We start from the raw sequence: 25,394 nt of genomic DNA on the forward strand, positions 1-25,394 counted from the left end.
TTGCGCGTAAACTCGCTCCACTTTACCTGCTCCTTTTTGGACGTCTTGGCGTAGCCGTATCCCGGCAAATCTACCAGGTACCACGGGTCGTTTTTCTCGTTAATAAGAAAATGATTGATGAGCTGGGTTTTGCCCGGTCGGCCCGATGTTTTGGCCAGCGACTTACGTCCGGTGAGCATATTAATCAGGGATGATTTACCAACATTCGAGCGGCCAATAAAGGCATACTCAGGGTAGGTTGGCTCCGGACAAAGCTCGGGCCGTGTGTTGCTCACTACAAAATCGGCCGTGTGGATAATCATACCAGCCCGCGTTGCTTCAGCCAGCCATCGAGAATCCCGTTAAAAGTTTCGGGGTGCTCCATCATCGGTGCGTGGGCACACTTGTCAATCCAAAACAAATCCGAATCAGGCAAAAACTCATTGAATTCTTCGGCTACCTCGGGTGGTGTAATGGTGTCGTTCTTTCCCCAGATAAGGCAAACAGGCATCTTGTAATTGGGCAGTTCATCGCGCATATTGTGCCGGATGGCCGATTTGGCGAGATACAACACCTTCAGTAGCTTGCCCCGGTCGCTCACAAGGTCAAACACCACATCTACCAACTCGTCGGTAACCATGGCGGGGTCGTGAAAAGTAACGGCAATCTTCCCTCTGATATAATCCTTGTCGCTTCGTCGGGGAAAAGAGCCTCCAAATGCATTTTCATAAAGCCCTGAACTCCCGGTGAGCACCATGGCGCCCACTTTTTCCATTCGCTTCAGCGTGTACACAAGTGCTACGTGGCCGCCCAGTGAATTACCCAGCAAAATCACATCTTTATAGCCTTTGTGATCCACAAAATCTTCGATGTATTTGGCGAGATTCTTTACGCTGGTCTTGGTAATAGGCATGTCGTAGAGAGGCATCAGTGGCACTACCACCTTGTGGGTCTTTGAAAAATGCCCGATTACACCGTCAAAATTGCTGAGCGCACCAAAGAGGCCGTGCAAAATCATAATCACACGTCCCTCACCTTTTTCAAGGTACCTGAATTTTCCGTCCTGCTGAATCTGGTAACTCATTTGCGCCTCTTTATCGCTTCAAAATTAAACTTTTTGCTGCAAGCTCCTACCGTCCAAATTCCGGCAACCAAGCTCTCGCGGACTTCGCAAATATAGAATTCCGCGCGGTTGTCAGCGCAATGAATCCACATTTTACCACTGTTCTCTTTCCCGTCCATCCAATAATTGGGCTGGTTCGTCGTTAAAAGTTATCCACAAAGTGGGATTTTTTGTCAGATTGTGGAAATATGTGGGAGATTCTTTTTAGATTCGCTCCGTGAAAAATTGTTAAGTGGTGATTAACCTACTCGGAGAATACGATTGCAAGATGGACGCGAAGGGGCGCCTCATGCTGCCGGCCGGCCTTAAAAAGCAGTTGGCGGATGTGCTCAGCGCGGGTTTTGTAATCAACCGAAACCTGCATCAGCCCTGCCTTGTGGTCTATCCCCAGGCAGAGTGGCAGCGACTTAGCAGCAAGCTTAAAAAGCTCAATCGCCTGGTGAAGAAGAATGATGTGATTGTTCGGAAGGTGATGGGTGGAGCTACCCCGGTGGAGTTGGATGGGTCCGGTCGTATACTGGTGCCCAAATCGCTTTCCGATCACGCTAACCTCAATACAGAGGTAAAGGTGATTGGCAGTAACAACACCATTGAGATTTGGAGTAAATCAGCGTATGAGTCGTTCATGAACGACCAGGAGATAGATCTGGAAGCTTTGGCGGAGGATGTCTTTGGGTCACTGAATGACAACGACGATGAGTGAGTATCACGTTCCGGTTTTATTGAATGAAAGCGTAGAGGCTTTGACTTTGAAGCCCGGAGGTTGCTATGTGGATGTAACCTTTGGGGGAGGAGGTCACTCCCGCGAAATTCTGCGGCGCCTGGATGGAGGAAGGTTGATTGCCTTTGATCAGGATGCAGATGCCAGACAGAATATTCCCAACGACCCGCGCTTCGAACTGGTAGATCAAAACTTTCGCTACCTGAAAAACAACCTGCGCCTGCGGGGTGTGAAGGAGGTAGATGGTGTGCTGGCCGATCTCGGGGTTTCTTCCCACCAGTTTGATGTATCAGAGCGAGGGTTTTCTTTTCGCCTGGGGGGACCGCTCGATATGCGGATGGATCAATCCAACCCGCGCACCGCAGCCCACGTGTTGCAACATTCAGAAGAATCGGAATTGGCAGATATGTTCTTTAAGTACGGAGAGTTGAGCAACGCGCGAAGGGTAGCCGCGGCCATTGTCGGGCATCGTGCCAACCAAACGCTTGAAACCATCGGTGAGCTGCTGAGTGCCATAGAGCACCTCGCTCCCGCTAAAAAGCCGGCCCAGTTTTACGCCCGGGTTTTTCAAGCGCTCAGAATTGTGGTGAACGATGAGATGGCTGCGCTCGAAGAAATGCTTCAGCAGGCAGCCGACATCCTAAAGCCCGGCGGACGGCTCGTAGTGATTTCTTACCACTCGCTCGAAGATCGACTCGTTAAGCACTTCATGAAGTTCGGAAACTTCGAAGGGGTGCCACAAAAGGATTTTTACGGAAACCTGATACGTCCCATGCGGACTTTAACCAATAAACCGGTGATGCCGCCGGAAAACGAAATAGAAACCAACAGCCGGGCGCGCAGCGCGCGGTTGAGAATTGCAGAGAAGCTATGAGCCAAGCTGAAGCCAACGACCAAACAGCAAAAAAGCGTGCCGCCCAGCCCTTTTTCGATCTGCTCAACGGCAGGATGCTCTCGGGTCCGCGTTTTCTCGAACAGCTGCCTTTTCTTTTGTTTATCTGCGGGTTATCTATCGTGTACATCGGCTACGGATACTTTACGGAATCTACTGTAAAGCAAATCTACCGCGCCGATCAGGAGTTGAAAGAACTCAAGGCCGAATACCTCACGACACAAGCCGGTTTGCAGCAAATTCGCCAGCAATCGCGCATAGCCGACGCCATTCAGGACATGGGTCTCACAGAATCCGTAACACCTCCGCGCAAAATTTCGGTTCAGCGTGGAGAGCAAAACTCCCGCCGTCCATGAGCGAGAGCAAAAAGGACATATTGTGGCGTGTTTACCTGCTCTACTTTGTAGCGTGCATTATCGGAATTGCGGTGGTTGCGCGCATTTTCATCATTCAGTTTGTAGAGGGCGAAAAGTGGAGCGAAAAGTCACGCTATCTCACTACCGACCTTAAAAGCATTGAAGCTGTTCGGGGTAACATCTATGCCGAAGACGGCAGTTTGCTCGCTACCTCCATTCCGGTTTACGAAATCCGCATGGACCTGCTGACCGAACCACTCACCGACGCGATATTCTTCGCCGAGGTGGATTCGCTGGCCTGGCACCTGAGCAAAATGTTCGGCGACAAATCCAAGCGCGAGTACCTGGAAATGCTTCACGAGGCGCGCCGCAAAGGAAATCGCTACCAGCTTATTCAGCGCAAGGTGAACTACAACGAGGTAAAGGAATTGCGCACCTTTCCCATCTTTCGTCGCGGACGCAACAGCGGAGGGCTCATTGTGGAGCAACAAAATGTGCGTCAAAGGCCATACGACGTACTCGCTGCCCGAACCATCGGCTACGACCGTGAGGATGTGCAACCCGTTGGTTTGGAGGGTGCCTACCGCGATGTGCTGCGAGGTCAGCCCGGAAAACGCTTTGAGAAGCGCCTTGCCGGAGGTATCTGGATGCCCATTAAAGATGGTAACGAAGTGGAGCCTATTGACGGATCAGACCTCGTTACTTCTATTGATATCAACATCCAGGATGTTGCCGAAAACGCCCTCAAAAAACAACTCGAATTGCACAATGCAGACCACGGCTGTGTGGTGCTGATGGAGGTTGAAACAGGCTTTATTAAAGCCATTGCGAATCTATCTAACCGATACGATAAGGGTTATTACGAGTACTACAACTACGCAGTAGGCGAGGCCACCGAACCCGGCTCAACCTTTAAGTTGCCTGCGCTGATGGCGGCACTCGAGGATGGTTTCGTAGAACTGGACGACACGGTGGACACCAAGCAGGGTAAGCACAAGTTTTACGATCGCATCATGCGGGATGCCAATGATCGGGGCTACGGAAAAGTTACGGTTCAGGAAGCATTTGAGAAATCATCAAACGTGGGTATTGCGCGTGTAATTTATGATGCCTACAACAAAAACCCTCAGCGCTTTGTTGATCGCCTCCATAGCATGGGCCTGGGTAAGCCTTTGGGGTTGAGTATCGCGGGAGAGGGTAGCCCCATGATTAAAAACGTCAATGACCCATCGTGGTCGGGTGTAACGCTGCCGTGGATGTCCATAGGATACGAAACGCTGCTTACACCCCTTCAGATTCTTGCGTTCTACAACGCCGTGGCCAACGATGGCGTGATGGTTCGGCCGCAGCTCGTAACGCAAATTCTTCACCACGGAAAAGTGGTGGAGCAAATGGAGCCCGTGGTGCTCAATCATGCCATTTGTTCGCGTCAAACGCTCGAGAAAGCGCGCATCCTGTTGCACGGCGTGGTTGCGAATAAAGGTACCGCTCAGAACCTCTACAGCGACGTGGTGAGTATTGCCGGTAAAACCGGAACAGCTCAAATAGCCAATGAGAAATATGGATACAGATACGAGCAAAAGGTGAGCTATCAGGCCTCTTTTGCCGGGTACTTTCCGGCCGATAAGCCCAAGTATTCCTGTATTGTGGTTGTAAATGGTCCAACCAACGATGTGTATTACGGCAACCAGGTGGCCGGTCCTATTTTCAAGGAGATAGCCCTGAAAATATACGCCAAAGATCCCGAATTTCAGGCAGAGCCACTCTTTGAAGAGCGCGAATTGCTGGTGGGTGTGCCCATCTCTAAAAGTGGATGTGCCACAGACCTGAAGACCGTTTTTGACGAGTTAGGCGTAGCGCAAGTCATCAAAGACCTCGACGCTGAGTGGGTGTACACCACATCGCACAAAGACCATGTGGAGTTTACCAAGGCCGTCATCAAGCCGGGGGTGGTGCCCAACGTGCTTGGGATGGCCGCGCAGGATGCGCTTTATCTCATGGAGAAGGCGGGGCTTGCGGTGCAGCTCACCGGAAAAGGTTTGGTAAAAAAACAATCGCTCCCTCCGGGTACGCATGTGCGCGACGGGATGCATGTAGCACTTGAACTTTCATGAAACTGCTGAAAGACATATTATACAAAACCGGCATTGAGGAGGTTGAGGGGTCAACACACGTGGCTGTGGAGAACATCACCTTCGATTCCCGGCAGGTAAAACCCTTCAGTGTATTTGTGGCCATTCCCGGTACGCAGGTAGATGGGCATGATTATATCCAAACCGCTGTGGAGGCCGGCGCGGTGGCAGTGGTGTGCGAGCGCATGCCGGAAACGCGCAGCGAGAAAGTGACCTATGTTCGGGTGAAGCAGGCTTCAAGGGCCCTCGCCTTTATGGCCGACAATTTCTACGACCACCCAAGCAGCAAGATTAAACTGATAGGGGTTACCGGAACCAATGGCAAAACCACCGTGGTTACCCTGCTGTACCAGTTATTCCGCCAGTTGGGTTACAAATGCGGGGTGCTTTCCACAGTTCGAAACATCATCGGTAATGAAGTGCTTCCTTCAACCCACACCACACCCGATGCCCTACAGGTCAATGCGCTTCTTAACCAGATGGTGGAGAAGGGATGCCAGTACTGCTTTATGGAGGTGTCGTCGCACGCCGTAGTACAGCAGCGGGTGACCGGACTCCAATTCAACGTGGGCGTTTTTACAAACATCTCCCACGATCACCTGGACTACCACAAAACGTTCAAAGAGTACATCCGAGCCAAGAAACGCTTTTTTGACGAACTGCCTGAAAGTGCCTTTGCCCTTGTAAACTCCGACGACCGTAACGGCGGCACCATGGTGCAGAATACACGCGCCCACAAACGCACCTTCGGATTGAAAACCATGGCCGACTACCGCGGTAAAATCATTGAAAACCAATTAAGCGGATTGCATGTGCAAGTGGGCAATAACGATCTGTACTCTCAGCTGGTGGGCGATTTTAATGCCTACAACATTCTTGCGGTGTATGCAGTGGCCATGCTGCTCGAAGAGGACAACCTGGATGTGCTCACCACCATCAGCGGATTGGGAGCAGTAGATGGACGATTTCAGTTGGTGAAGCCCGGAGGTGAGGTTACCGCTGTGGTAGATTATGCCCACACCCCCGACGCACTCAAAAACGTATTGGCCACCATCAAAAACGTACGCACCGGAAATGAAAAGGTTATCACTGTGGTGGGATGCGGTGGTAACCGCGATAAGGCCAAGCGTCCGCTGATGGCGCGTATAGCCTGCGAGTACAGCGACCAGGTTGTACTTACCAGTGACAATCCTCGCAACGAAGACCCCCAGGAAATCCTCAAAGATATGCAGGAAGGCATGGACCCCGTAAATCTGGCCAAAACCCTCACCGTTGTTGATCGCAAAGAGGCCATCAAAATGGCCTGCACCCTGGCTCAACCCGGCGATATACTGCTTATTGCGGGAAAAGGCCATGAAAAATACCAGGAAATCAAAGGAGTAAAACTGCCTTTCGACGATGTGGAGGTGGTGTTTGAAATGCTGCAATTACTGAAGAAATAATGCTGTATCACCTCTTTGACTATATCGACCAGCAATACAACATACCGGGAACCGGTGTGTTTCAGTACATCACGTTCCGCGCTTTCATGGCGGTGATAACCTCGCTGCTGATTTCTATGGTGTTCGGCGGAAAGCTTATTGCCATGCTTCGCCGCAGACAGGTGGGTGAATCCATTCGCGATCTGGGGCTGAAGGGTCAGAATGAAAAGGCCGGAACACCCACCATGGGCGGTCTCATCATTATCGCCGCGCTCGTGATTCCCACGCTGTTATTTGCAAAGCTTAACAACGTTTACGTTCAGGCCATGTTGCTGGCTTCGTTGTGGCTCGGAATCATTGGTTTTGCCGACGACTACATCAAAGTATTCAAGAAGAACAAACAAGGTCTGGCCGGCAAGTTCAAGGTGATTGGCCAGGTTGGAGTAGGACTTATGGTGGGCTCCATGCTCTACTTTGACGATACGGTGGTAATTCGCCACAAAGTACCGGTACAGTCTGTGGCTGCCCAATCCGAGGGTAATGCCGATGTGGTTCCGGCCGTGAAATTCGAGTGGCAGGAGACCCGTGCCACCAAAACCACCATTCCATTTGTTAAGAACAACGAGTTTGATTATGCGTGGGTGCTGGGTTTTTTGGGCGAGGAAGCAAGCAGAAAATGGGCCTGGCTGGTTTTTATTCCATTTGTCATTTTCCTGGTAACCGCTGTAAGTAATGGAGCCAACATGACCGATGGTCTCGACGGACTGGCCACGGGTACCTCGGCCATAATTGGTGTCACCCTGGGTATACTGGCGTTCCTTTCGGGCAACTACGTTTTTGCCGATTACCTCAATATCATGTACATCCCCGAATCGGGCGAGATGACCATTTTCATCGGCGCTTTTGTGGGGGCGTGTATTGGGTTTTTGTGGTACAATGCCTACCCCGCACAGGTATTTATGGGCGATACCGGCAGCCTCGCGCTAGGGGGTATCATCGCTGTGTTTGCCATTGCCATCCGCAAGGAACTACTTATACCCATATTCTGCGGAGTGTTTCTCATTGAAAACCTGTCGGTAATGATCCAGGTGGGGTATTTCAAGTACACCAAAAGAAGGTTGGGAGAAGGCAAGCGCGTGTTTCTCATGGCGCCCATTCACCATCACTTTCAGAAAAAAGGTTGGCACGAATCCAAAATCGTAGCGCGCTTCTGGATTATCGGAATCATGCTGGCAGTTATCACATTGGTAACCCTAAAACTCAGGTAAACTGGCACAAAAGCTCACCATATTAGGAGGAGGAGAAAGCGGACTGGGGGCCGCCCAACTTGCCGTTCAGCACGGTTGGGAGGTATTTCTTTCGGATGCCGGCAGCCTGAAGCCCGCTTTTCGCGATAGCCTGAAGCAACTCGGGGTGAGCTTTGAAGAGGGTGCTCATACCGCTGCGCGTATTCACGATGCTGAGCTGGTGGTGAAGAGCCCCGGTATTCCGGATAATGCCAAAGTGGTGGCTGATTTGCGAATGGCAGGGATACCTGTGATATCTGAAATCGAATTTGCATACAGGTATAAGTCGGGAAAGATCATTGCCATAACCGGCAGCAACGGTAAAACCACAACAACCATGCTCACGCAACACATACTGGCGAAAGCCGGGGTGCGAAGTGTGGCAGCCGGAAATATTGGGAAGAGCTTTGCAGGAGTGCTGAGCAGTGGTGAGCAATTCGATTGGTACGTGCTCGAGGTGAGTAGTTTTCAGTTGGATGGCATTGAGCGTTTCCGGCCGGATATCGCCATTCTCACCAACATCACCCCCGATCACCTTGATCGCTATGAACACAGCATGGATCTGTATTCAGATTCTAAAATGCGCATCACTATGAATCAGGGTGAAAATGACCATTTCATATACTGCGCCGACGATCTCGGTACCCTCCAGGCCATGCAACGACATGGTGTGCGTGCAAAAATGCTCCCTTTTTCTCTCAAACCGCATAAAGCCGAAGGAGCCGGAGTTCAAAACGACGAAATAACCATCAATCTAAATAACAATCTGTTTACCATGTCAATACACGAGCTAGCACTTCAGGGCAGACACAATGCCTACAACTCCATGGCCGCCGGAATTGCCGCCCGCGTGCTGGAGATTCGCAAAGAACTGGTGCGCGAAAGCCTCAGCGATTTTCAAAACATTGAACACCGCCTGGAATTTGTGGCCCGCGTTCACGGAATTACGTTTGTTAACGACTCCAAGGCAACCAACATCAACTCCACCTGGTATGCACTGGAAAGCTTTGACCGGCCTATTATCTGGATTGTAGGAGGTGTTGACAAAGGAAACGACTACCACGCGCTTAAGCCGCTCGTTAAGAAAAAGGTAAAGGGTATTATCTGCCTTGGTAAAGACAACGAGCGCATCAAAGAGGCTTTTGGTGATCTGTTTCACTACCTGCCCGAAGTACAATCGGCGCGCGAGGCTGTGCAGTGTGCCTACCAGATGGGCGAAAAGGAAGACGTGGTGTTGTTGAGCCCTGCCTGTGCCAGTTTCGATCTTTTTGAAAATTACGAAGACCGCGGACACCAGTTCAAAAGAGCTGTTCGCGCACTTTAAACATATCAACCAATCTGAATAGCCATGCAAAACACAACATCTAAACTTGATCAGGGGCGAATACAGAAGATTACCGATACGCTGCTCGCCGCCCGCAAAAACAACCTCAAGGAAGTACTTGAGATTGCTCACCGGCTTGAAAACGTGTGTGAAAAGGATGGAGTGCTGTACATCAACGACTCCAAATCAACCAATATTCACGCAACTTTTTACTCGCTTGAATGCATGACCCGCCCGGTGGTCTGGCTGTTATCGGCCTCCGATTTTGAGCAGGACTATGACTTGCTTGCAGACCTTGTAAACGAAAAAGTGAAGGCTGTGGTGTGCCTGGTTTCCAGTGAACAGAGGCTGTCCTTCGACCCTGCCATGTTCGGCAAAAAGCTGCGCGTGGTTTCCAAACTTGCAGATGCCGTGATGAAAGCCTCTGAACTTGCCAGCAGTGGTGATGCCGTGTTGTTCTCGCCCGCGCATCCCTCAGAGCTGTGCTATGCAGGATACAAAGAACGCGGAGAACACTTCCGCAAACTTGCTTCGAATCTCTAACCCTCTAACCCTTACCACCATGTCGACCCAAAGGAGTTTTACCATACACAAGAGCAAGAAAAGCCTCGTTGACAAGCTGATGACTGCTCGTAAAAGCCTTGTGAACAATCTGGATTCTACCGACCACCGCCTCGAAGAAGTAGCGGAGCTCGATGGAATAGCCTTCATCAACGATTCAAAGGCCACCACCATTCTCGATACGCGCGATTCCATGAAGTGCATGACACGGCCAGTTATCTGGATTGGGTGTGTTACCCCGCATGACCGCGACTACTCATTGATCGAAAAATATGTGAAGTACAAGGTGAAATCCATTGTGCTGTTCGGTTCGGGGGGCGATGATATTCAGCGCCAGTTTGAAGATCGCGTAGAGCGTCTCGTCAAGGTAAACAACCTCTATGATGCCGTAGCCCAGGCCCGCAAACTTGCCAGTGCCGGCGATGTAATTCTCTTTTCTCCCAGCTGCGCCAGCTTTGGGCTCTTTGCCAATTATGTGGAACGCGGAAACGCATTTAAAAAGGTCGTGGACCAGCTCGCTTGAACCAGCTCTTCACATATCTTCGCGGAGACCGAACCATATGGGTTATTGCTCTGATGCTTGCCATCGTGTCGTTGCTGTCAGTGTATAGCTCCATTTCATCGTTGGCGTACAAGCATTACGACGGTAATACCTTTTACTACCTGTTTAAGCACGGTCTTATTCTTTCGGTGGGGATGCTGATTATGTACTACGTGCACAAAATTAAGTTCACCTACTTTTCGCGCCTGTCACAAATGGCAGTCTGGTTGTCGGTGGTGATATTGTTGCTCACGCTCATTTTCGGAGCCAATATCAACGATGCAAGCCGCTGGCTGCGCATTCCCATCATCAATCAAAACGTGCAGCCTTCGGATTTCGCAAAAATTGCGCTCATCACCTTTGTTGCCCGAAGCCTCGCTCTGCGCCAGGACAAAATCAAGGATTTCAGATATGGGGTGCTGCCAGTGCTTTTGCCCATCATCCTCATTTGTGGGTTGATTCTTCCGGCCAACTTCTCAACGGCGGTAATGCTGTTTGGAATCTGTTTGATGCTCATGTTTGTGGGCAGGGTAGCCTTCAAACACATCGCCTTGGTAGTAGGTACCGGCGCAGTGGGATTTGCAATGTTGCTCTCACTTTCTGCCGTGGTGCCCGAGCTTCTGCCACGGGTTGATACCTGGAAGAACCGAATCGTGAACTTTCAGAACGACAACGACGAAGCCAACTACCAGATTGACCACGCCATGATGGCCATTCAGGCGGGGGGTGTGCTGCCCAAAGGACCCGGTCATGGCGACTCGCGTAATTACCTCCCGCACCCTTATTCCGACATGATTTATGCCTTTATTATTGAGGAGTACGGACTGATTCTCGGCGGAATGGGTGTATTGCTCCTTTACCTCATATTGCTTTTGCGGGCCATACGTGCGGCCACCCGCTGCGACAAGGTGTTTGGAATGCTCATGGTGATTGGATTGAGCTTCTCCATTGTTTTTCAGGCACTGATCAATATGGCTGTGGCAGTAAAACTGATGCCTGTTACCGGACAGCCCATGCCGCTCATCAGTTTGGGCGGAACATCAACCTGGCTCACATGCCTGGCTTTTGGTATGATACTCAGCGTAAGCCGTGCCGTGGAAGATGGCGAGGAAGCGCCCAAGCCCCGGGCAGCGGCTCGAAAAAAACAAGACTATGCCCTCTCGTAAATATATCATCAGCGGCGGAGGTACAGGAGGGCACATCTTTCCTGCCATTGCGATTGCGCGTGCATTGCAGTCTGCCAATCCCAACGCTGAATTTTTGTTTGTGGGGGCCAAAGGCCGGATGGAGATGGAGAAAGTTCCTGCTGCCGGTTTTCAAATTGAAGGGCTTTGGATCAGTGGCTTGCAACGACGACTCACCGCTAAGAACCTCATGTTTCCCTTTAAAGTGGTGAGCAGCCTAATGAAGGCTCGCCAGATTGTTAAGAAGTTCGGGCCGGATGTGGTGATTGGCGTGGGGGGGTATGCCAGCGGCCCCTTGTTGCGGGTGGCCACTTCAATGAAAATCCCCACGCTCATCCAGGAGCAAAATTCATTTCCCGGAATCACCAACCGCCTTCTGGCCAACAGGGTCAACAAAATATGTGTGGCCTACCACGGCATGGAGCGATGGTTCCCCAAAGACAAAATTATCATCACCGGCAATCCTGTGCGCCCTGAGGTTTGCAAGCTCGAAGGAAAGCGTGCGCGCGCAGTAGAGCACTTTGGTTTGAGGCCGGATGTGCCCGTGTTGCTGATTATTGGGGGCAGTCTCGGTGCCCGAACCTTAAACGAAAGCGTTTCCGCCGCCTTGACCCGACTTAAATCAGAGAACATCCAGATCATCTGGCAAACCGGTAAGGCCTATGCCGGGCAGGCGGAAGAAGAAGTGGTGCGCAACGGGGCAGCCAACGTGAAAGTGTATGAGTTTATCTCTAGAATGGATCTCGCTTATGCCGCAGCAGATCTGGTGATCAGCCGGGCAGGTGCCATTTCTATTTCGGAATTGTGTGTGGTGGCAAAGCCCGCCATTCTGGTGCCGTCGCCCAACGTAGCCGAAGACCACCAAACGCGCAACGCCGAGGCCCTGGTCAATAACCACGCGGCTTTACTGGTGAAAGATGTTGAAGCCCGAGAGCATTTGATTGACAAGGCCCTTGAGGTGATGAAGAACCCTAAGCAAAGACAAAAATTAACCGAAAACATCGGTCGTATGGCATTTACCAATGCTGCTGAAGCCATTGCAACCGAGGTAATGAGGCTCGCTGATAAGAAATGAACCTGCAAAACCTACATAGCGCGTATTTCATTGGCATTGGCGGCATCGGCATGAGTGCCATTGCGAGGTTTTTGCACCACAAGGGAGTGGCGGTGTCAGGCTTTGACCGCACTCCTTCTGCCCTCTGCAGTGAAATGATCCAAAGCGGAATTGAAATTGTATACAGTGATGCGCAAAGCGCCATTCCGCAAGGATTTCTAGAAACGCCGCTTCAAAACACGGTTGTGATTTACACACCTGCGGTACCTGCATCGCACCCTCAACTACAATGGCTGCACTCAGCAGGCTATCAGGTTATTAAGCGTGCCGCGGCTTTGGCGACCATTACAACGGCTTACCGCACCATTGCTGTGGCAGGCACACACGGAAAAACCACTACGTCGGCCATGCTGGCCCACATCCTTATACACTCGGGCTTGGGCTGTCAGGCCTTTTTAGGTGGTGTAAGTACCAACTATCAGAGTAATCTCATCACTCATCCAACCAGCGATTTAGCTGTGGTGGAGGCCGATGAGTTCGACCGCTCCTTTCATGCGCTTAGCCCGCGTTGGGGAATCATCACATCCGTAGAGGCCGACCACCTCGACATTTATGGCCATGCCGATCAGCTACGTGAAGCCTTTGAAGGATTTGCCCAGCGCATTAACCCCGAAGGGCTGCTGCTGTACAGAGAGGGAATTGGCGACATGCCTTTTGAGGGTGAAGCCCTGAGCTACGGCCTAAGCGATTCGGCCGACATTAAGGGTAGAGAGGTGCACGTGGAAAACGGAACTTTTGTTTTTGATTTACATATCAATAATGAACATTTTCAAGGTCTTGAACTGGGTCTGCCAGGTCGCCATAACGTAGAAAATGCCGTGGCCGCTGCCGGAATTGCGCGTGAGCTGCAGGTGAGTGAAGACGCGATTCGCGGTGCCCTCTCAAGTTTCAAGGGAGTAAAGCGCCGTTTTGAGCGCTATGATGTGGGCCCAAACAGGGTGTTTATTGACGATTATGCTCATCACCCAACCGAGGTGCGCGCCTGTGGACAAGCCGTGAAGGAACTCTATCCGGAGCGCGAAATCACAGTTGTTTTTCAACCACATCTATACTCACGAACGCGCGATTTTGCCGCTGAGTTCGGTGCTGCATTGTCGCAATTTCACCGTGTGATACTGCTTGATATCTACCCGGCAAGAGAAGAGGCCATTCCCGGGGTAAGCTCCGAGATGATTCTTGCCCATGTTGATGCTCCGTCCAAAGAAATCCTGCAACGGGATGCCCTTTTAGAAGATTTGCGAAACACACCGCCCGATGTATTACTCACACTCGGTGCAGGGGATATTGACCTTCTTGTTGAACCCATTGCCCAATTCATAAAGGCTTTATGAAATGGATGAAGAAAATAGCGCCCCTTGCAGCTACACTCGTGTTGTTGGTGGTTCTGGGCTTTGTAACGCGTCACCAAAACCAGATGCCCTGTAGAGGTGTAGAGATCCGCATTTCGTCGTCGGCAGGGATGTACTTCCTTGACCGTGACGACGTATATCATCAGTTGCTCAATGCAGCGGATAGCGTAGAGGGACGCCCGATGATCAGCATTGATACACGGCACATTGAAGGTGTTATTGCGGCCATGCCTGAGGTTAAAAAGGCCGATGTGTATAAAACCATTGATGGTCAATTGCGAGTACATGTCGATTTGCGTGTGCCCGTAGCCCGTGTGCTGCATCCCAACGGAACATCTTTTTACATTGATGAAGACGGAGAAATGATGCCGCTTTCACCTCGATACATGGCGCGGGTACTGCTGGTGAACGGCAATATCAGGCAAGGATCAATCAACACATTTACAGAGTTTCCTGTAGCTGATGAATGGGAAAATCAGCGCAGCGAATTGTTTGAACTGGCGTCGTTTATTCGTGCAGACCCCTTCTGGAGCGCACAGATTCAACAAGTGTATGTTAACGAAAACATTGAATACGTGTTGATTCCAAGGGTTGGAAATCATGAAATTCACTTCGGCAACCTAAGCGATGTTGAAACCAAATTTGCTTGTCTTAAAGCCTTGTACGAACAGGTGTTAAGTAAATCAGACTGGAATCAATACCGGCTCATCAACCTCAAATACAAGAACCAAATCGTTTGCAGCAAAAAATAATCACATGGAATCACCAGAAATCATTGTCGGACTAGACATCGGAACCACCAAAATTGCCTGCCTCGTAGGCCGCAAAACGGAATTCAACAAAATTGAAATCATCGGCTACGGAAAATCCGAATCGGTCGGGGTTTCGCGCGGTGTTGTTTCCAACATTGAAAAAACCGTTCAATCCATCAGGGCTGCTGTACAGCAAGCCGAAGAGCAGAGCGGTGAAGAGATCAAGGTGGTAAGCGTGGGAATTGCCGGTCAGCACATCAAGAGCTTGCAGCACCGCGGTATTCACACGCGCAACAGCCTGGATGACGAAATTGGCCAAAAGGATGTGGATGCCCTCATAGATGATATGTACAAACTCGTTATGCTTCCCGGCGAGGAGATTATTCACGTGCTTCCACAGGAGTATATTGTGGATAGCGAGCAGGGAATCAAAGACCCGGTCGGTATGTCGGGCATTCGATTGGAGGCCAATTTCCACATCATCACTGGTCAGATTGCTGCTGCCAAAAACATCTACAAGTGCGTTCACAAGGCCGGTTTGGAGGTGGCCGATCTCGTTCTGGAGCCACTGGCATCATCAGAGGCCGTGCTCAGTGAGGAGGAAAAAGAAGCAGGTGTGGTCCTGGTAGATATTGGTGGCGGAACCACCGACATCGCAATTTTCCAGGACGGAATCATCCGCCACACTGCTGTGATTCCTTTCGGTGGTAATGCCATTACCGAAGACATCAAAACCGGCTGCACCATCATGAAGAAGCAGGCCGAGCTTCTCAAGTGCAAGTTTGGATCAGCCATCAGCCACGAAAGCCAGAGCAATGAAATTGTGTGCATTCCGGGTTTACGGGGACGTGAGCCCAAGGAGATTTCGCTCTACAACCTCTCAAGCATTATTAGAGCACGTGCCGAAGAAATCATTGAACATGTGTACTACGAAATCAAGAGCTCGGGCTTTGAAAAGCAACTCATTGCGGGCATCGTTGTAACAGGTGGCGGCGCCAATCTGCGCCATATCAACCAGCTATTTGAGTTTGTAACCGGTATGGACACTCGTATAGGGTATCCCAACGAACACCTCGGGAAAAACTCTATTCAGAACCTGGCAAGCCCCATCAACTCAACGGGAGTCGGCTTGGTTATCAAGGGCTTTCATCGTTACAACCGTCCTAAGCTGGAAGAAACCACAGTAAAAAGTCATTCGGTGAAGCGCAACGGTAACTTCCTCGAAAAAATTGTAGCCATAGGCCGTGAGTGGCTTGAAGATGGCGGAGAGCAATAATAAAACACGAAACAGTCATTAACCACAAAAACAGATACAGTTATGAAATTTGATTTGCCTAAAGACCAAAGTTCTATCATCAAGGTGGTAGGCGTTGGCGGCGGTGGCGGAAATGCTGTGAAGCACATGTATGATCAAGGCATCAAAGGCGTTGATTTCCTTGTGTGCAATACAGATGCACAGGCCCTCGACAGCAATCCGGTACCCACAAAGATTCAACTTGGCTCAAGCCTCACCGAAGGGCGCGGCGCCGGAAGTATTCCTGAAGTTGGCCGAAATGCCGCCGTTGAGAACATTGACGACGTGAAAGCCATTCTCGAGAAGAACACCCACATGGTGTTTATCACTGCGGGTATGGGCGGCGGAACCGGTACAGGTGCCGCTCCTGTCATCGCGCAGGCAGCGAGAGATATGGGTATTCTCACCGTGGGAATCGTTACCATGCCCTTTACTTTCGAAGGTAAGAAGCGAAAACTTCAGGCCGATGCCGGAATTGAAGCCATGCGCAAAGCAGTAGATACGCTGTTGATTATCAAAAACGACAAGCTTCGTGAGATAGGCGGAAATCTCAAGCTAAAGGATGCCTTTGCCAAAGCTGATGATGTATTGGCTACAGCGGCCAGAGGGATCGCAGAAGTAGTGTCGGTAACGGGAGACATCAACGTGGACATGAATGATGTAAACACGGTGATGCGCGACAGTGGTGTGGCCATCATGGGATCGGCGTGGGCCGAGGGTGAAGATCGCGCAATGGTTGCCGTGCAGAATGCGCTTGAGTCGCCTCTGCTCAACGACAACGACATTCGAGGAGCACGCTACGTGCTGCTCAACATTACCTATGGAAACGACGATGTGTCTATGGATGAGATCACCGAGATCACTGATTACATCCAGGATGCGGCGGGCTCTACCGCGGATGTTATATGGGGTCATGCTATGGATGAATCGCTTGGAGAGAAGCTGAGTGTAACGGTGATTGCCACCGGCTTCAAACACAAACTCACTCCTGATCTTGAACCTGAAGAGCCCAAAAAAGTAGTACACGAACTCACCGATAAGACCGATCATACTCCGGTGGGAAATGCCATTCATACACCTATTACCAAGCCAACCGGGGTGGCTGAACCACCTCCTGCAGAGAGCACAACTACGCAGGCTGAACAGGAAGAGCCTTTTCTGAAAACGCAGGATTCTCCAACAACACAGATGCCGCTTTCGTTTGGTGACGAGGAATCATCGGATGAGCCGTATTTGCGTCAATCCAATCGTGAGCAAGAGTCGGTTAACTCCCAGCGGCAGGAAGAATCGCAGCCTGAGGAGACACCTCAGCGCAAGGTGTACACCCTGGAGGATGAGCTGCCTGAACTTAGCAATGAGGTGGTATCTGACGACTCAGAAAAAATGCCCACGCAAATGGAAGAACCTCAGCAAGCACCTTCCATGAGTCGTGAGGAAATCCAGAAGATAAGCATGCAGCGTATGCAGCACATTCGTGAAGTAACATCCAGACTCAGAACTCCTTCTGGGTTGACCGACCTGGAAGACGAGCCGGCATACAAGCGCAGAAATATACGACTCAATGAACCACCGCATTCATCTGAAAGCAGTGTTTCGCGCTATTCATTGTCCGAGGATAATGAAGAAGAAGGGCGTTCCGAACTTCGTCAGAATAATTCCTTTCTCCACGATAATGTTGACTAGGTGATGGCACTTGTAGATCAGATTAACGAAGACATCAAAACCGCAATGCGCGCAAAGGACCGCCACACGCTGGAAGCTCTTCGCGCCATCAAGGCTGCTCTTCTTTTGGAAGGCACCAAGGCGGGCGCAGATGATGAAATACCTGATGACGTAGCCAACAAAATGCTGCAGAAACTGCACAAACAACGCGTGGAAGCCGCCGGAATTTTCCGCCAGCAGGGCAGGGAAGACCTTGCCTCAGATGAGGAAGCCCAGGCAGCAGTTATTGAAAACTACCTGCCGGAAGCCATGAGCGAAGATGAAGTTCGCAAGGTGGTTGCCGGAATCGTATCAAACGTGGGTGCAACTTCTATGGGCGATATGGGCAAGGTAATGGGGGCTGCTACCAAGGAGTTGGCCGGAAAAGCCGACGGTAAATTGATATCACAAATAGTACGCGAGTTGCTCCAAAGCTAAATCTGACTTTGTGGTTAAGGTCAGAAAAGGTCGCTCCTGTATGGGGGCGACCTTTTTTATTTGCGCAGCTTATTGCAACTTAATAAACCGAGCGTGCCACACTTGCTTTTCGGTCTGGATGCGCAACAGGTAAGGCGCAGAAGGGAGGTTGCTTACTGAAAATGTGATGTTTTCCCCTGCCCGGGAATGCGGCAAAGTGAAGCGATGAACCAGACGCCCTGAGAGGTCATAGCAATCGACGGTAATAATAGCCTCCGCTTCTTTGGTTCGAATGTTTAAAAAATCGGTTGCCGGATTGGGCCACAATACGAAAGAGTCTGCAGAAGCGAGAGCAGGCGGTAGAGGGGTTACGATAGAGTCACAAATACCGAAGCCGTACTGCGGATCGGTGATGTCGAAAAAATCCAACAAATGACTTAGCATATAACATGGGCGATCTTTCGCAAATTGCCTGATTAACTCAACTTCACTGTTCCAAACTTCAACACTGGCCGGATAGCGCCATCGTGCAATGTGCTCAGGCATTACCGGTGCTAAAATGCTCACTATGCTGTCGGTAAGGTGATTGATGTTCTCTTCTGTAAAGCGATTCAGCATCAGGTATTCAAATCGATCCAGAAAAAGCTCTTTGAAACCATCGTTTTGAAGTAACGAGCGCAAAAACAAAGTAGAACCGGGAGGGTTGGGCCATGCCGGGCCGTCTTCAGCGGTTGCGTGCTCCATTGAATTGAATTCCGGATAAATCAGGCAGGCATCATTGTCAAAATATATCCAGCGCCAAAAAGGAGAATCTATTTCATGGCGCCAGAATCGGTTGTTGTTTCCCGGCCAATCATACACGCCAATGAAAATTTTAGTAATGAAATAATCAAGTAAACTCGACAGGTCGAAATGACTGATGACATGAGTATAGTGCTCCTGATTAGAAAGGTCATGTGACTCGAGGTATTCGAGTAAGTTTTGAAATGCTGATGGACTACCCATTGAGGCTTGCGTCCAGTCTGACATAATTGTGAGGTGATCCCCGGAAGCATCTGCGTTTGCAGTGTAGTTGAGGAACCTGTGATCCAGACGATCGCGAAAATTCATGATGCCCCAAAACTCCCCATTGATGAAAACTACGGCAGGTCGGTAGTCTTGTTTTTCCAGCTCCAATCCTTCAGCCAGCAAGGATGACAATCCATCGGCGAAATAATTAAAAGGAAAATCGTTACCGCTTTGACGAAGCATGATCCTTTCATATTGACCGACATCACGCCAGGGAAAAAACGCATAGTCCAAGGTGCCTTTTCCGTACTGGTTGCGAGCATAGAGTCTGAGTGACTTGAGTGGCAATGAACGGGAGCTGTGCCCGTGAATACGAATGCCAATTTGTTGATTCAAGGCAATGGAGCCGTCACTTTCAAACAAGGTGAGATGTGCGGGCCTTTCCCAGTCTGATCCTTTTCCGAAAAAGTTTCCGTGGCCCCACCAGAAGGTGCCATAGGTTTCTTCGTCTGCGGCCCGTCCGGGTGTATAGATGCCGTAGTCGTAGTCAAAGAGATTCAGCGAATCCGTGACGATAGAGACAATGGGAAGTCCGTTGAACCTGCTTTCAATATTTTCGTCCACCAGGTAGGTGTTTGTGTAAAGGGGCGAGGCGGCCGTACCGTTTAAGAAGGATTGTGCTTTTACAACCGTTCCCTTGAATACCTGACCGTCAGGAGCTATCCAATGATAAGGGTGACTCGCGTTGGAGGCTGTGGTTTGTATGCTGCTCAGGTTGTTGGCTTCATCGGTGCGATCCTGAACGGCAATAGGGCTTTCGTAGGGAATAGCGGTGGTATCCGGATCACTGCCATCCAAAGTATAGAAAATTTGTGTTTCCGGGTCGGACTGGTTGATGGTGAGGTTAAAAGGCTCGTTAAAAAGTCCGGAATTGGCAGAAAACATGAGGGTGTCCCAGGGTGGTGTGTAGAGGATGCCTTCGTTGTTGCTGAATCCCGGTGTGCCACTCACAAAGGTAGTCCAGCTATCACTACCGTCCGGCAGCCGGCCGTAACTGTGATTGGTGAGCATTTCAACGGGAGGAATGAAGTCAATAGCCTGGCCGTCGGCATCGCTCAGCAAAATGGTTTCACCCTCAATGCTTATGCTGAAATTTGTATGTAATTCGCCTTCAGTGCGGTCTTTGCCTGAGGCAAATACAATCAGGAAATCACCGGGCGGAATGGGTGCCGACGGAAAAGTCCATTTGCTCAGATCCGAAGGATTGTCTGTAATACGGTAACCTTCAAGGTTGATCGTGTCGCTGCCCGCATTGTACAGTTCTATCCAGTCTTCATGGTCACCGTCTTCGTCAGCGAGTGAGAAAGCGTTGGACGACATCATCTCGTTCAGCTTGATGTCCTGAGTGTGCGCAATATTCGGATACGAGCACCAGAAGCATACCCAGGCAATAGAAAAGGTCTTTTCAGGGAAAGTCATCAGAAAGCAATGCAAAGATAATGTTTCCGGTAGTCTGCAAGTTATGCCGTTGGGTGAGTGATGGGCAATACGCTGAATGCTTAGAAAGTTTACCTTCGCACAGGCTAGATTCTTGCTGTTGCCAGTTGCGGAAAATGCCTGGTGATTACTTTGCTGGCTCAATAATCAACTCACAGAAATACAGATTGTTTGTTTTGATTATTTCCGGTTTTAAGCAACCTGAACCTTGTTTGTTTGTTACGTAGAATATGACCACTGCTGAACTTATTGAATCGAATCGCGCACTTGAGCAGGTAAGAAGTCACCTGAATAGTGTAAGCGAAATGGCCATTGATCTCGAGTTCGACAAGAACAGGTTTCGCTATGGATTTAATCTGTGCCTGATGCAGATTGCCACTCCGGATGATTGCTTTTTGGTGGACCCGCTCTCCCCGGATCTAAATGTAGCCAATCTTTTTCCGGCCCTGGAGAATGCTGCTACCGAAAAGCTTGTGTTTGCCTTTGGCGAAGACCTGCGGCTATTGCACCAACTTGGCTGTTTCCCAAAAGCCCTGTACGACCTCAAAACGGCCGCCAGCCTGCTGAACTATCCCCCTGCCTCGCTCACTGATTTGCTCCGTCAGATTATCGGGGTAGAAGTGGGAGCGTCGGCCCAAAACAGCAATTGGTACAAAAGGCCGCTTTCCGAAAAGCAAATTCATTACGCCGCCGATGATGTGCGCTTTCTTGGGGCGCTTCGCAATCAGATAGACACCGAAGCGGATCAACTAGGAATACGAGACTGGATTGAAGAGGAAAATGAGCGTTTAAATACCGTTTCCTTTGCAGATCTGCCTGAATCAGTTGCTTTCAGAAAAAAAGACATGGCGGGCTTGAGTGAATTTACATGGCATGTATTGAAGGCGCTTCTTGAGTTTCGAGAGGAAGTGGCAAAATCGGTTAACCGGCCCTCATTTCAGGTGATTCATAAGGATTTGCTCGCGGCCATTGCGGTTGATCCATCAGCATTAAAGCAATGGAGCAATACGCGAATGGTGCACAGGGCTGCGCACAACCCGGACGTTAAAAAGAGAGTCGAAGAAGTGCTGGAACAGGCCAGGGCAGAGGCGCATAGCCTCGGCTTGTCGTTGGGTAAGCCCGCCATTCCCAAACTCAGCCCCGAAGAGTACAAACGTTTCCGCGAACAGCGCGACATGCGCGAAAAGATAAAGCGGGATGTTTTTACTCCTGTAAAGAGCAGGTTGGTGGAGCAATACGGTGAGCACGCGGCCACTTTTATGCTAAGTAACCGGGCCATTGACGATTTGCTCATAGGAAATGGTGAACGATTGCCTGAGTACCGGCGTCATTTGCTTACGCAGATTGGCGACGATTTGGGTCTTGACGTGCGGCCGTACCTCGGTTAATGACCGGATTCCGTTTCGAGCTTAAAGCCAATGCCATGAATGTTGGTGATTTTCAGGCTTTCATCCAGGCTCAGGTACTTGCGAAGTTTGCTGATAAATACATCCAGGCTTCGTCCCACAAAATAATTGTCGTCTCCCCACACCAAATTGGTCAGTAGTTCTCGCTCAATCACTTTATTGGGGTGTTCGCAAAGGAGTTTGAGGACTTCTGCCTCCTTGCGCGTAAGAACCTTTTCAAAGCCGTCGGCCCGCAGTTCAAAGTCGTCGTACGAAAAGGTGTATTTGCCCAATTGAAAGATTTGTTTTCGCTCCTTTTCCTCCGAGTTGCCTCGCGTTCGTTTTAAAATAGCTTCAATACGCAACAGGAGCTCCTCTTTGCCGAAAGGTTTGGTGATATAGTCATCAGCACCGGCTTTAAATCCGGTAACCTTGTCGTCCATCATGCCTTTGGCAGTGAGAAAAACAATAGGTACTTCGCTGATTTTGCGGATGTCGCGCGCCAGCTCAAAACCATCCTTCCTCGGAAGCATCACGTCCAACACGCACAAGTCGTAGCTGTTTTCATTGAAGTATTTGAGGCCTTCTTTGCCATCTTTGCACAGGTGCACGTCATAGCCGGCTGCTTTGAGGTTGTCTTGCACCACAAAACCCAGACTCAGGTCATCTTCAACGAGCAGCACGGTTGCTTTAGCCATGGTTATGGTTTCGTTTTAAAGGGAGAGATACCACGAAAGTGGTTCCTTTTCCTAATTGACTTTCAACGCGAATATTTCCTTTGTGTTCCTGTACCATGAGTTTTACGTAGTAAAGTCCCAGTCCAAAGCCTTTTACGTCGTGCACGTTACCGGTTGGTACGCGGTAGAACTTGTCAAAAATGTACCGTTGCGACTCTTTCGGGATCCCCACACCCCTGTCGCTTATGACCACTTCAAGCTTTCCGTTGCGATTGCTGGTTTTGATGGTAATTTCAGGGTTTTCGGGAGAGTACTTTAATGCGTTGTCCAGTAGGTTGTATAACACATTGGTGATGTGAACCACGTCAGCCATAACTTCGGCTTGCTGTGCATCCGGGTAGTAGTGGAGTACGCCGCGATGCTCCTGAAGATTCAGGGTGAAGGAGTCGGCGGTTTCACGGATGATATGGTGCATGTTAAGTGGTTCAAACTTCAGTTCGATGTTCTCGTGATCCAGCGCTGCGAGTTGCAAGACTTTCTCGACCTGTGTTTTAAGTCGGTTGTTTTCGCTGTGAATGATCTTAGCATATTGTTTGAGACGTTCGGGCTGTGATACAATCGCTTCGTCCATAAGAACTTCGCTCGAAAGAGAAATGGTGCTGATGGGGGTTTTCAGCTCGTGGGTCATGTTGTTGATGAAATCGGTTTTCATTTCAGACAGCCGCTTTTGCTTGAGAATCACATACACCGAGTACCCGAAAAAGACAAACAAAATACTGATGAGTGAAGTAAAAAACGCCCATGCTCCGTAACGGGTATCTCCCTGGCCGGGTTCAAAAACAGGACGGTTGGGAAAGTACACGCTGAAGTAATGCCCATCGCGATCCCATTTGATATCAGGCGAGCGCGAGCTTCCTCCCTGTGCGGTATCCGAGGCTATATCCACAAACTTTCCGAACACAATCGAGTCGTTGAAACAATCGTAAATGCCGTACTCAAAATCCTCCTGGATATTGCGTCGTTGAAATTCTGAACTAAGAAGACTTTCAAGCAGGTACGGGTGGAGGGTGTCGTTGATGGCCACCGTGTAAAAGTTGGGTTTCACCTGTTTTACAGCTTGAAAAAGCTCTGCTGGGTCATTGGTGATGGTGAGTATTTCATCGGCCACATTCGAAAGTGCGATGACCACGCGATCGTTGAATCGCTTTTCGTCAGCCATACCTTGTTCATTTCTCAGGTCCAACTGCGTTTCTTTTACGCGAAAGGCTTTATCGAGCCAGTACACCTGAGAAATAACAATTCCCACCACCGATATGATGGCCAGCACAACCAATATCCGTATCGCGCGAACGTTCACCATCCAAAGTTAGCAATAGTAATCGGTCAATCCACCAGCTCTCTGCGGTACTCAGAACGTGACCGTATCCGTGTATCATTGGGCTAAACCCAATCTCCCCGCCAGATAACGATGCAGTCTTAGAATATTTTTCTTTTGCTCCATTAGTTCAGCGCCTGTGGTATAAGCTGTTCGTATGGTGCGCAATGACGGAAATCGAAGGCGACCGTGAGCCATCGAAAACATCCAGGTTAAGTCGAGGTAATTGGCCATAATGTTGAGCTTTTCGTGTAACATAGCGTGTTTCATTTTGAAGCCAAAACGCTGAAGCGTGCTGCTGCTGAAAAAGTATGAGCTTCCGCGAATTTGAACTTCCCGTGGAATCTCGCCTGATTCAAGTTTTTCGATCAATCTGAGCAAACCAGAAGTGTAATAGTACAGCACCTTCCATTTGAACCTTGCTCCTTGAGGAGTGCCTCGCATCACAAAAAAATAGTCGAAAGTCGTACCGTTGTGCAGGTCGTGGCGGTTCATTGTGGGCATGTAAACCAGCAACATGGGCGATAGGTAAGAATACACGCCCAATAGGGTAAAGATGGGTGTAACAAGCCATTGCATCACCGGTACCAACAAAAAGAATAGCAAATAAGCCGGTGGCCAGTTGCTGGCCAGTACAATCCACAAAAGTGTAATTGCCAACATTGCCAGTGCCATGATGCAGGCAAAAAACCATTGCAATGCTGCGGGCAATTGGTAGTAGGCGTGTTGTGGGCGCTCCGGTTTCATGTTGCAATACGCTGGTGGGTCGGTGAATATCGCGTATCTTTTCGGCATGAGAAAATGGTGTGCTCGATTGTTGTTGCCAGGAATGGTGCTGATTTTCGGTCAGGATATTTTCGCACAACATATACTGTTGCTCGAGAAAGAGAACTCCAGCAAGCGCATTCGCTTCAGGGTGGGCGATGATATCGCTTTTCGGCTGTATGGAGAGAGGACTGTTTTCAGGGGCAAGATAGAGCAACTTGCTGATCAGATTATGGTGGTCGAAGGGCAGGCTTTTGAGTTGGATAGTGTTTCAAAAGTATTGAATTACAAGCCTTTTGCGGCCACTCAAATGATATCTAAATCAGCCTTTTTGGCAATTCCCCCGATGTTGCTTTTTACCGTTTTGCACAGGGGCATTAACACCGGTGAGCAGCCCTTGGTAGATGAAAATTCATTGTACGTGATGGGTGTTTTTGCCGGCATCGGAACTGTACTTTTTCCTTTCAAATCGAGAAAGTACCGCATGCATAAGAATTGGAATCTCCGGGTGTTGGATGTTACACCGGGCTGAGGGTGTCA

At 49.9% G+C, this 25,394-nt stretch carries 24 protein-coding genes; 18 read left to right on the top strand and 6 right to left on the bottom strand.

Annotated elements, in window-relative coordinates:
- Positions 1–302, bottom strand: a 302-nt coding sequence (gene ysxC / locus EA392_05555; GenBank protein ID TVR39665.1) for a ribosome biogenesis GTP-binding protein YsxC, incomplete at its 3' end; no start/stop codon positions are given.
- Positions 299–1,063, bottom strand: coding sequence for an alpha/beta hydrolase (locus EA392_05560; protein ID TVR39666.1), 765 nt, complete (start codon positions 1,061–1,063; stop codon positions 299–301). The genes ysxC and EA392_05560, both read right to left, overlap by 4 nt.
- Before the next feature lie 274 nt (positions 1,064–1,337).
- Between EA392_05560 and mraZ the strand changes: the two genes are divergently transcribed.
- The 16 genes from mraZ to EA392_05640 are packed head-to-tail and all read left to right on the top strand — an operon-like array spanning position 1,338 to position 18,168.
- Positions 1,338–1,805 (top strand): division/cell wall cluster transcriptional repressor MraZ, encoded by a 468-nt coding sequence (mraZ, locus tag EA392_05565; GenBank protein TVR39733.1) that lies wholly within the window; start codon positions 1,338–1,340, stop codon positions 1,803–1,805.
- Positions 1,798–2,697: a 16S rRNA (cytosine(1402)-N(4))-methyltransferase RsmH gene (rsmH, locus tag EA392_05570; GenBank protein ID TVR39667.1), complete on the top strand. Its 900-nt coding sequence runs from the start codon at positions 1,798–1,800 to the stop codon at positions 2,695–2,697. The genes mraZ and rsmH overlap by 8 nt, the downstream gene beginning before the upstream one ends.
- The gene (locus EA392_05575) at positions 2,694–3,071 is read left to right on the top strand and encodes a hypothetical protein (GenBank protein ID TVR39668.1); all 378 of its coding nucleotides are present in this window, start codon (positions 2,694–2,696) and stop codon (positions 3,069–3,071) included. Before rsmH ends, EA392_05575 begins: the two co-directional genes overlap by 4 nt.
- Positions 3,068–5,185, top strand: coding sequence for a PASTA domain-containing protein (locus tag EA392_05580; protein ID TVR39669.1), 2,118 nt, complete (start codon positions 3,068–3,070; stop codon positions 5,183–5,185). The genes EA392_05575 and EA392_05580 overlap by 4 nt, the downstream gene beginning before the upstream one ends.
- Positions 5,182–6,645: a UDP-N-acetylmuramoyl-L-alanyl-D-glutamate--2,6-diaminopimelate ligase gene (locus EA392_05585; GenBank protein ID TVR39670.1), complete on the top strand. Its 1,464-nt coding sequence runs from the start codon at positions 5,182–5,184 to the stop codon at positions 6,643–6,645. The genes EA392_05580 and EA392_05585 overlap by 4 nt, the downstream gene beginning before the upstream one ends.
- The gene (locus EA392_05590) at positions 6,645–7,892 is read left to right on the top strand and encodes a phospho-N-acetylmuramoyl-pentapeptide-transferase (protein TVR39671.1); all 1,248 of its coding nucleotides are present in this window, start codon (positions 6,645–6,647) and stop codon (positions 7,890–7,892) included. Before EA392_05585 ends, EA392_05590 begins: the two co-directional genes overlap by 1 nt.
- 1 nt (position 7,893) lies before the next feature.
- The gene (gene murD / locus EA392_05595) at positions 7,894–9,234 is read left to right on the top strand and encodes a UDP-N-acetylmuramoyl-L-alanine--D-glutamate ligase (GenBank protein TVR39672.1); all 1,341 of its coding nucleotides are present in this window, start codon (positions 7,894–7,896) and stop codon (positions 9,232–9,234) included.
- A 24-nt stretch (positions 9,235–9,258) separates the two neighbouring features.
- Entirely contained in the window at positions 9,259–9,777 is a 519-nt protein-coding gene (locus tag EA392_05600) for a hypothetical protein (protein ID TVR39673.1), read from the top strand.
- Positions 9,778–9,796: 19 nt separating this feature from the next.
- Positions 9,797–10,318, top strand: coding sequence for a hypothetical protein (locus EA392_05605; protein ID TVR39674.1), 522 nt, complete (start codon positions 9,797–9,799; stop codon positions 10,316–10,318).
- 53 nt (positions 10,319–10,371) lie between these two features.
- Entirely contained in the window at positions 10,372–11,502 is a 1,131-nt protein-coding gene (locus EA392_05610; GenBank protein TVR39734.1) for a cell division protein FtsW, read from the top strand.
- Positions 11,489–12,595: an undecaprenyldiphospho-muramoylpentapeptide beta-N-acetylglucosaminyltransferase gene (murG, locus tag EA392_05615; GenBank protein TVR39675.1), complete on the top strand. Its 1,107-nt coding sequence runs from the start codon at positions 11,489–11,491 to the stop codon at positions 12,593–12,595. The genes EA392_05610 and murG overlap by 14 nt, the downstream gene beginning before the upstream one ends.
- Positions 12,592–13,965 carry a UDP-N-acetylmuramate--L-alanine ligase gene (locus tag EA392_05620; protein ID TVR39676.1) on the top strand — a complete coding sequence of 458 codons (1,374 nt, stop codon included), beginning with the start codon at positions 12,592–12,594 and terminating at the stop codon, positions 13,963–13,965. Before murG ends, EA392_05620 begins: the two co-directional genes overlap by 4 nt.
- Positions 13,962–14,735, top strand: a complete 774-nt coding sequence (locus tag EA392_05625; GenBank protein ID TVR39677.1) for a cell division protein FtsQ — start codon at positions 13,962–13,964, stop codon at positions 14,733–14,735. The genes EA392_05620 and EA392_05625 overlap by 4 nt, the downstream gene beginning before the upstream one ends.
- A 4-nt stretch (positions 14,736–14,739) precedes the next feature.
- A complete protein-coding gene (ftsA, locus tag EA392_05630) occupies positions 14,740–16,011 on the top strand; it encodes a cell division protein FtsA (GenBank protein TVR39678.1) in 1,272 nt (423 codons plus the stop codon).
- A 42-nt stretch (positions 16,012–16,053) separates the two neighbouring features.
- Positions 16,054–17,712, top strand: a complete 1,659-nt coding sequence (ftsZ, locus tag EA392_05635; GenBank protein TVR39679.1) for a cell division protein FtsZ — start codon at positions 16,054–16,056, stop codon at positions 17,710–17,712.
- A 3-nt stretch (positions 17,713–17,715) separates the two neighbouring features.
- A complete protein-coding gene (locus tag EA392_05640) occupies positions 17,716–18,168 on the top strand; it encodes a GatB/YqeY domain-containing protein (protein ID TVR39680.1) in 453 nt (150 codons plus the stop codon).
- 69 nt (positions 18,169–18,237) lie between these two features.
- Here EA392_05640 and EA392_05645 read toward each other — a convergent pair whose 3' ends face one another.
- Complete coding sequence (locus EA392_05645) at positions 18,238–20,634, bottom strand: T9SS C-terminal target domain-containing protein (protein ID TVR39681.1); 2,397 nt, start codon at positions 20,632–20,634, stop codon at positions 18,238–18,240.
- Between the two features lie 248 nt (positions 20,635–20,882).
- Here EA392_05645 and EA392_05650 point away from each other — a divergent pair, with 248 nt between their 5' ends.
- Positions 20,883–22,040 (top strand): ribonuclease D, encoded by a 1,158-nt coding sequence (locus tag EA392_05650; protein ID TVR39682.1) that lies wholly within the window; start codon positions 20,883–20,885, stop codon positions 22,038–22,040.
- Here EA392_05650 and EA392_05655 read toward each other — a convergent pair.
- From EA392_05655 to EA392_05665, 3 genes are all read right to left on the bottom strand, one after another.
- Positions 22,037–22,735, bottom strand: a complete 699-nt coding sequence (locus tag EA392_05655; protein TVR39683.1) for a DNA-binding response regulator — start codon at positions 22,733–22,735, stop codon at positions 22,037–22,039. The two genes, EA392_05650 and EA392_05655, sit on opposite strands and share 4 nt — an antisense overlap.
- A complete protein-coding gene (locus EA392_05660; protein ID TVR39684.1) occupies positions 22,728–24,074 on the bottom strand; it encodes a sensor histidine kinase in 1,347 nt (448 codons plus the stop codon). Before EA392_05660 ends, EA392_05655 begins: the two co-directional genes overlap by 8 nt.
- Positions 24,075–24,146: 72 nt before the next feature.
- Complete coding sequence (locus tag EA392_05665) at positions 24,147–24,836, bottom strand: hypothetical protein (GenBank protein TVR39685.1); 690 nt, start codon at positions 24,834–24,836, stop codon at positions 24,147–24,149.
- Positions 24,837–24,903: 67 nt separating this feature from the next.
- Here EA392_05665 and EA392_05670 point away from each other — a divergent pair, with 67 nt between their 5' ends.
- Complete coding sequence (locus tag EA392_05670) at positions 24,904–25,386, top strand: hypothetical protein (GenBank protein TVR39686.1); 483 nt, start codon at positions 24,904–24,906, stop codon at positions 25,384–25,386.
- Positions 25,387–25,394: the final 8 nt, after the last annotated feature.

Source organism: Cryomorphaceae bacterium, assembly GCA_007695365.1.
GTDB lineage: Bacteria > Bacteroidota > Bacteroidia > Flavobacteriales_D > SKUL01 > SKUL01.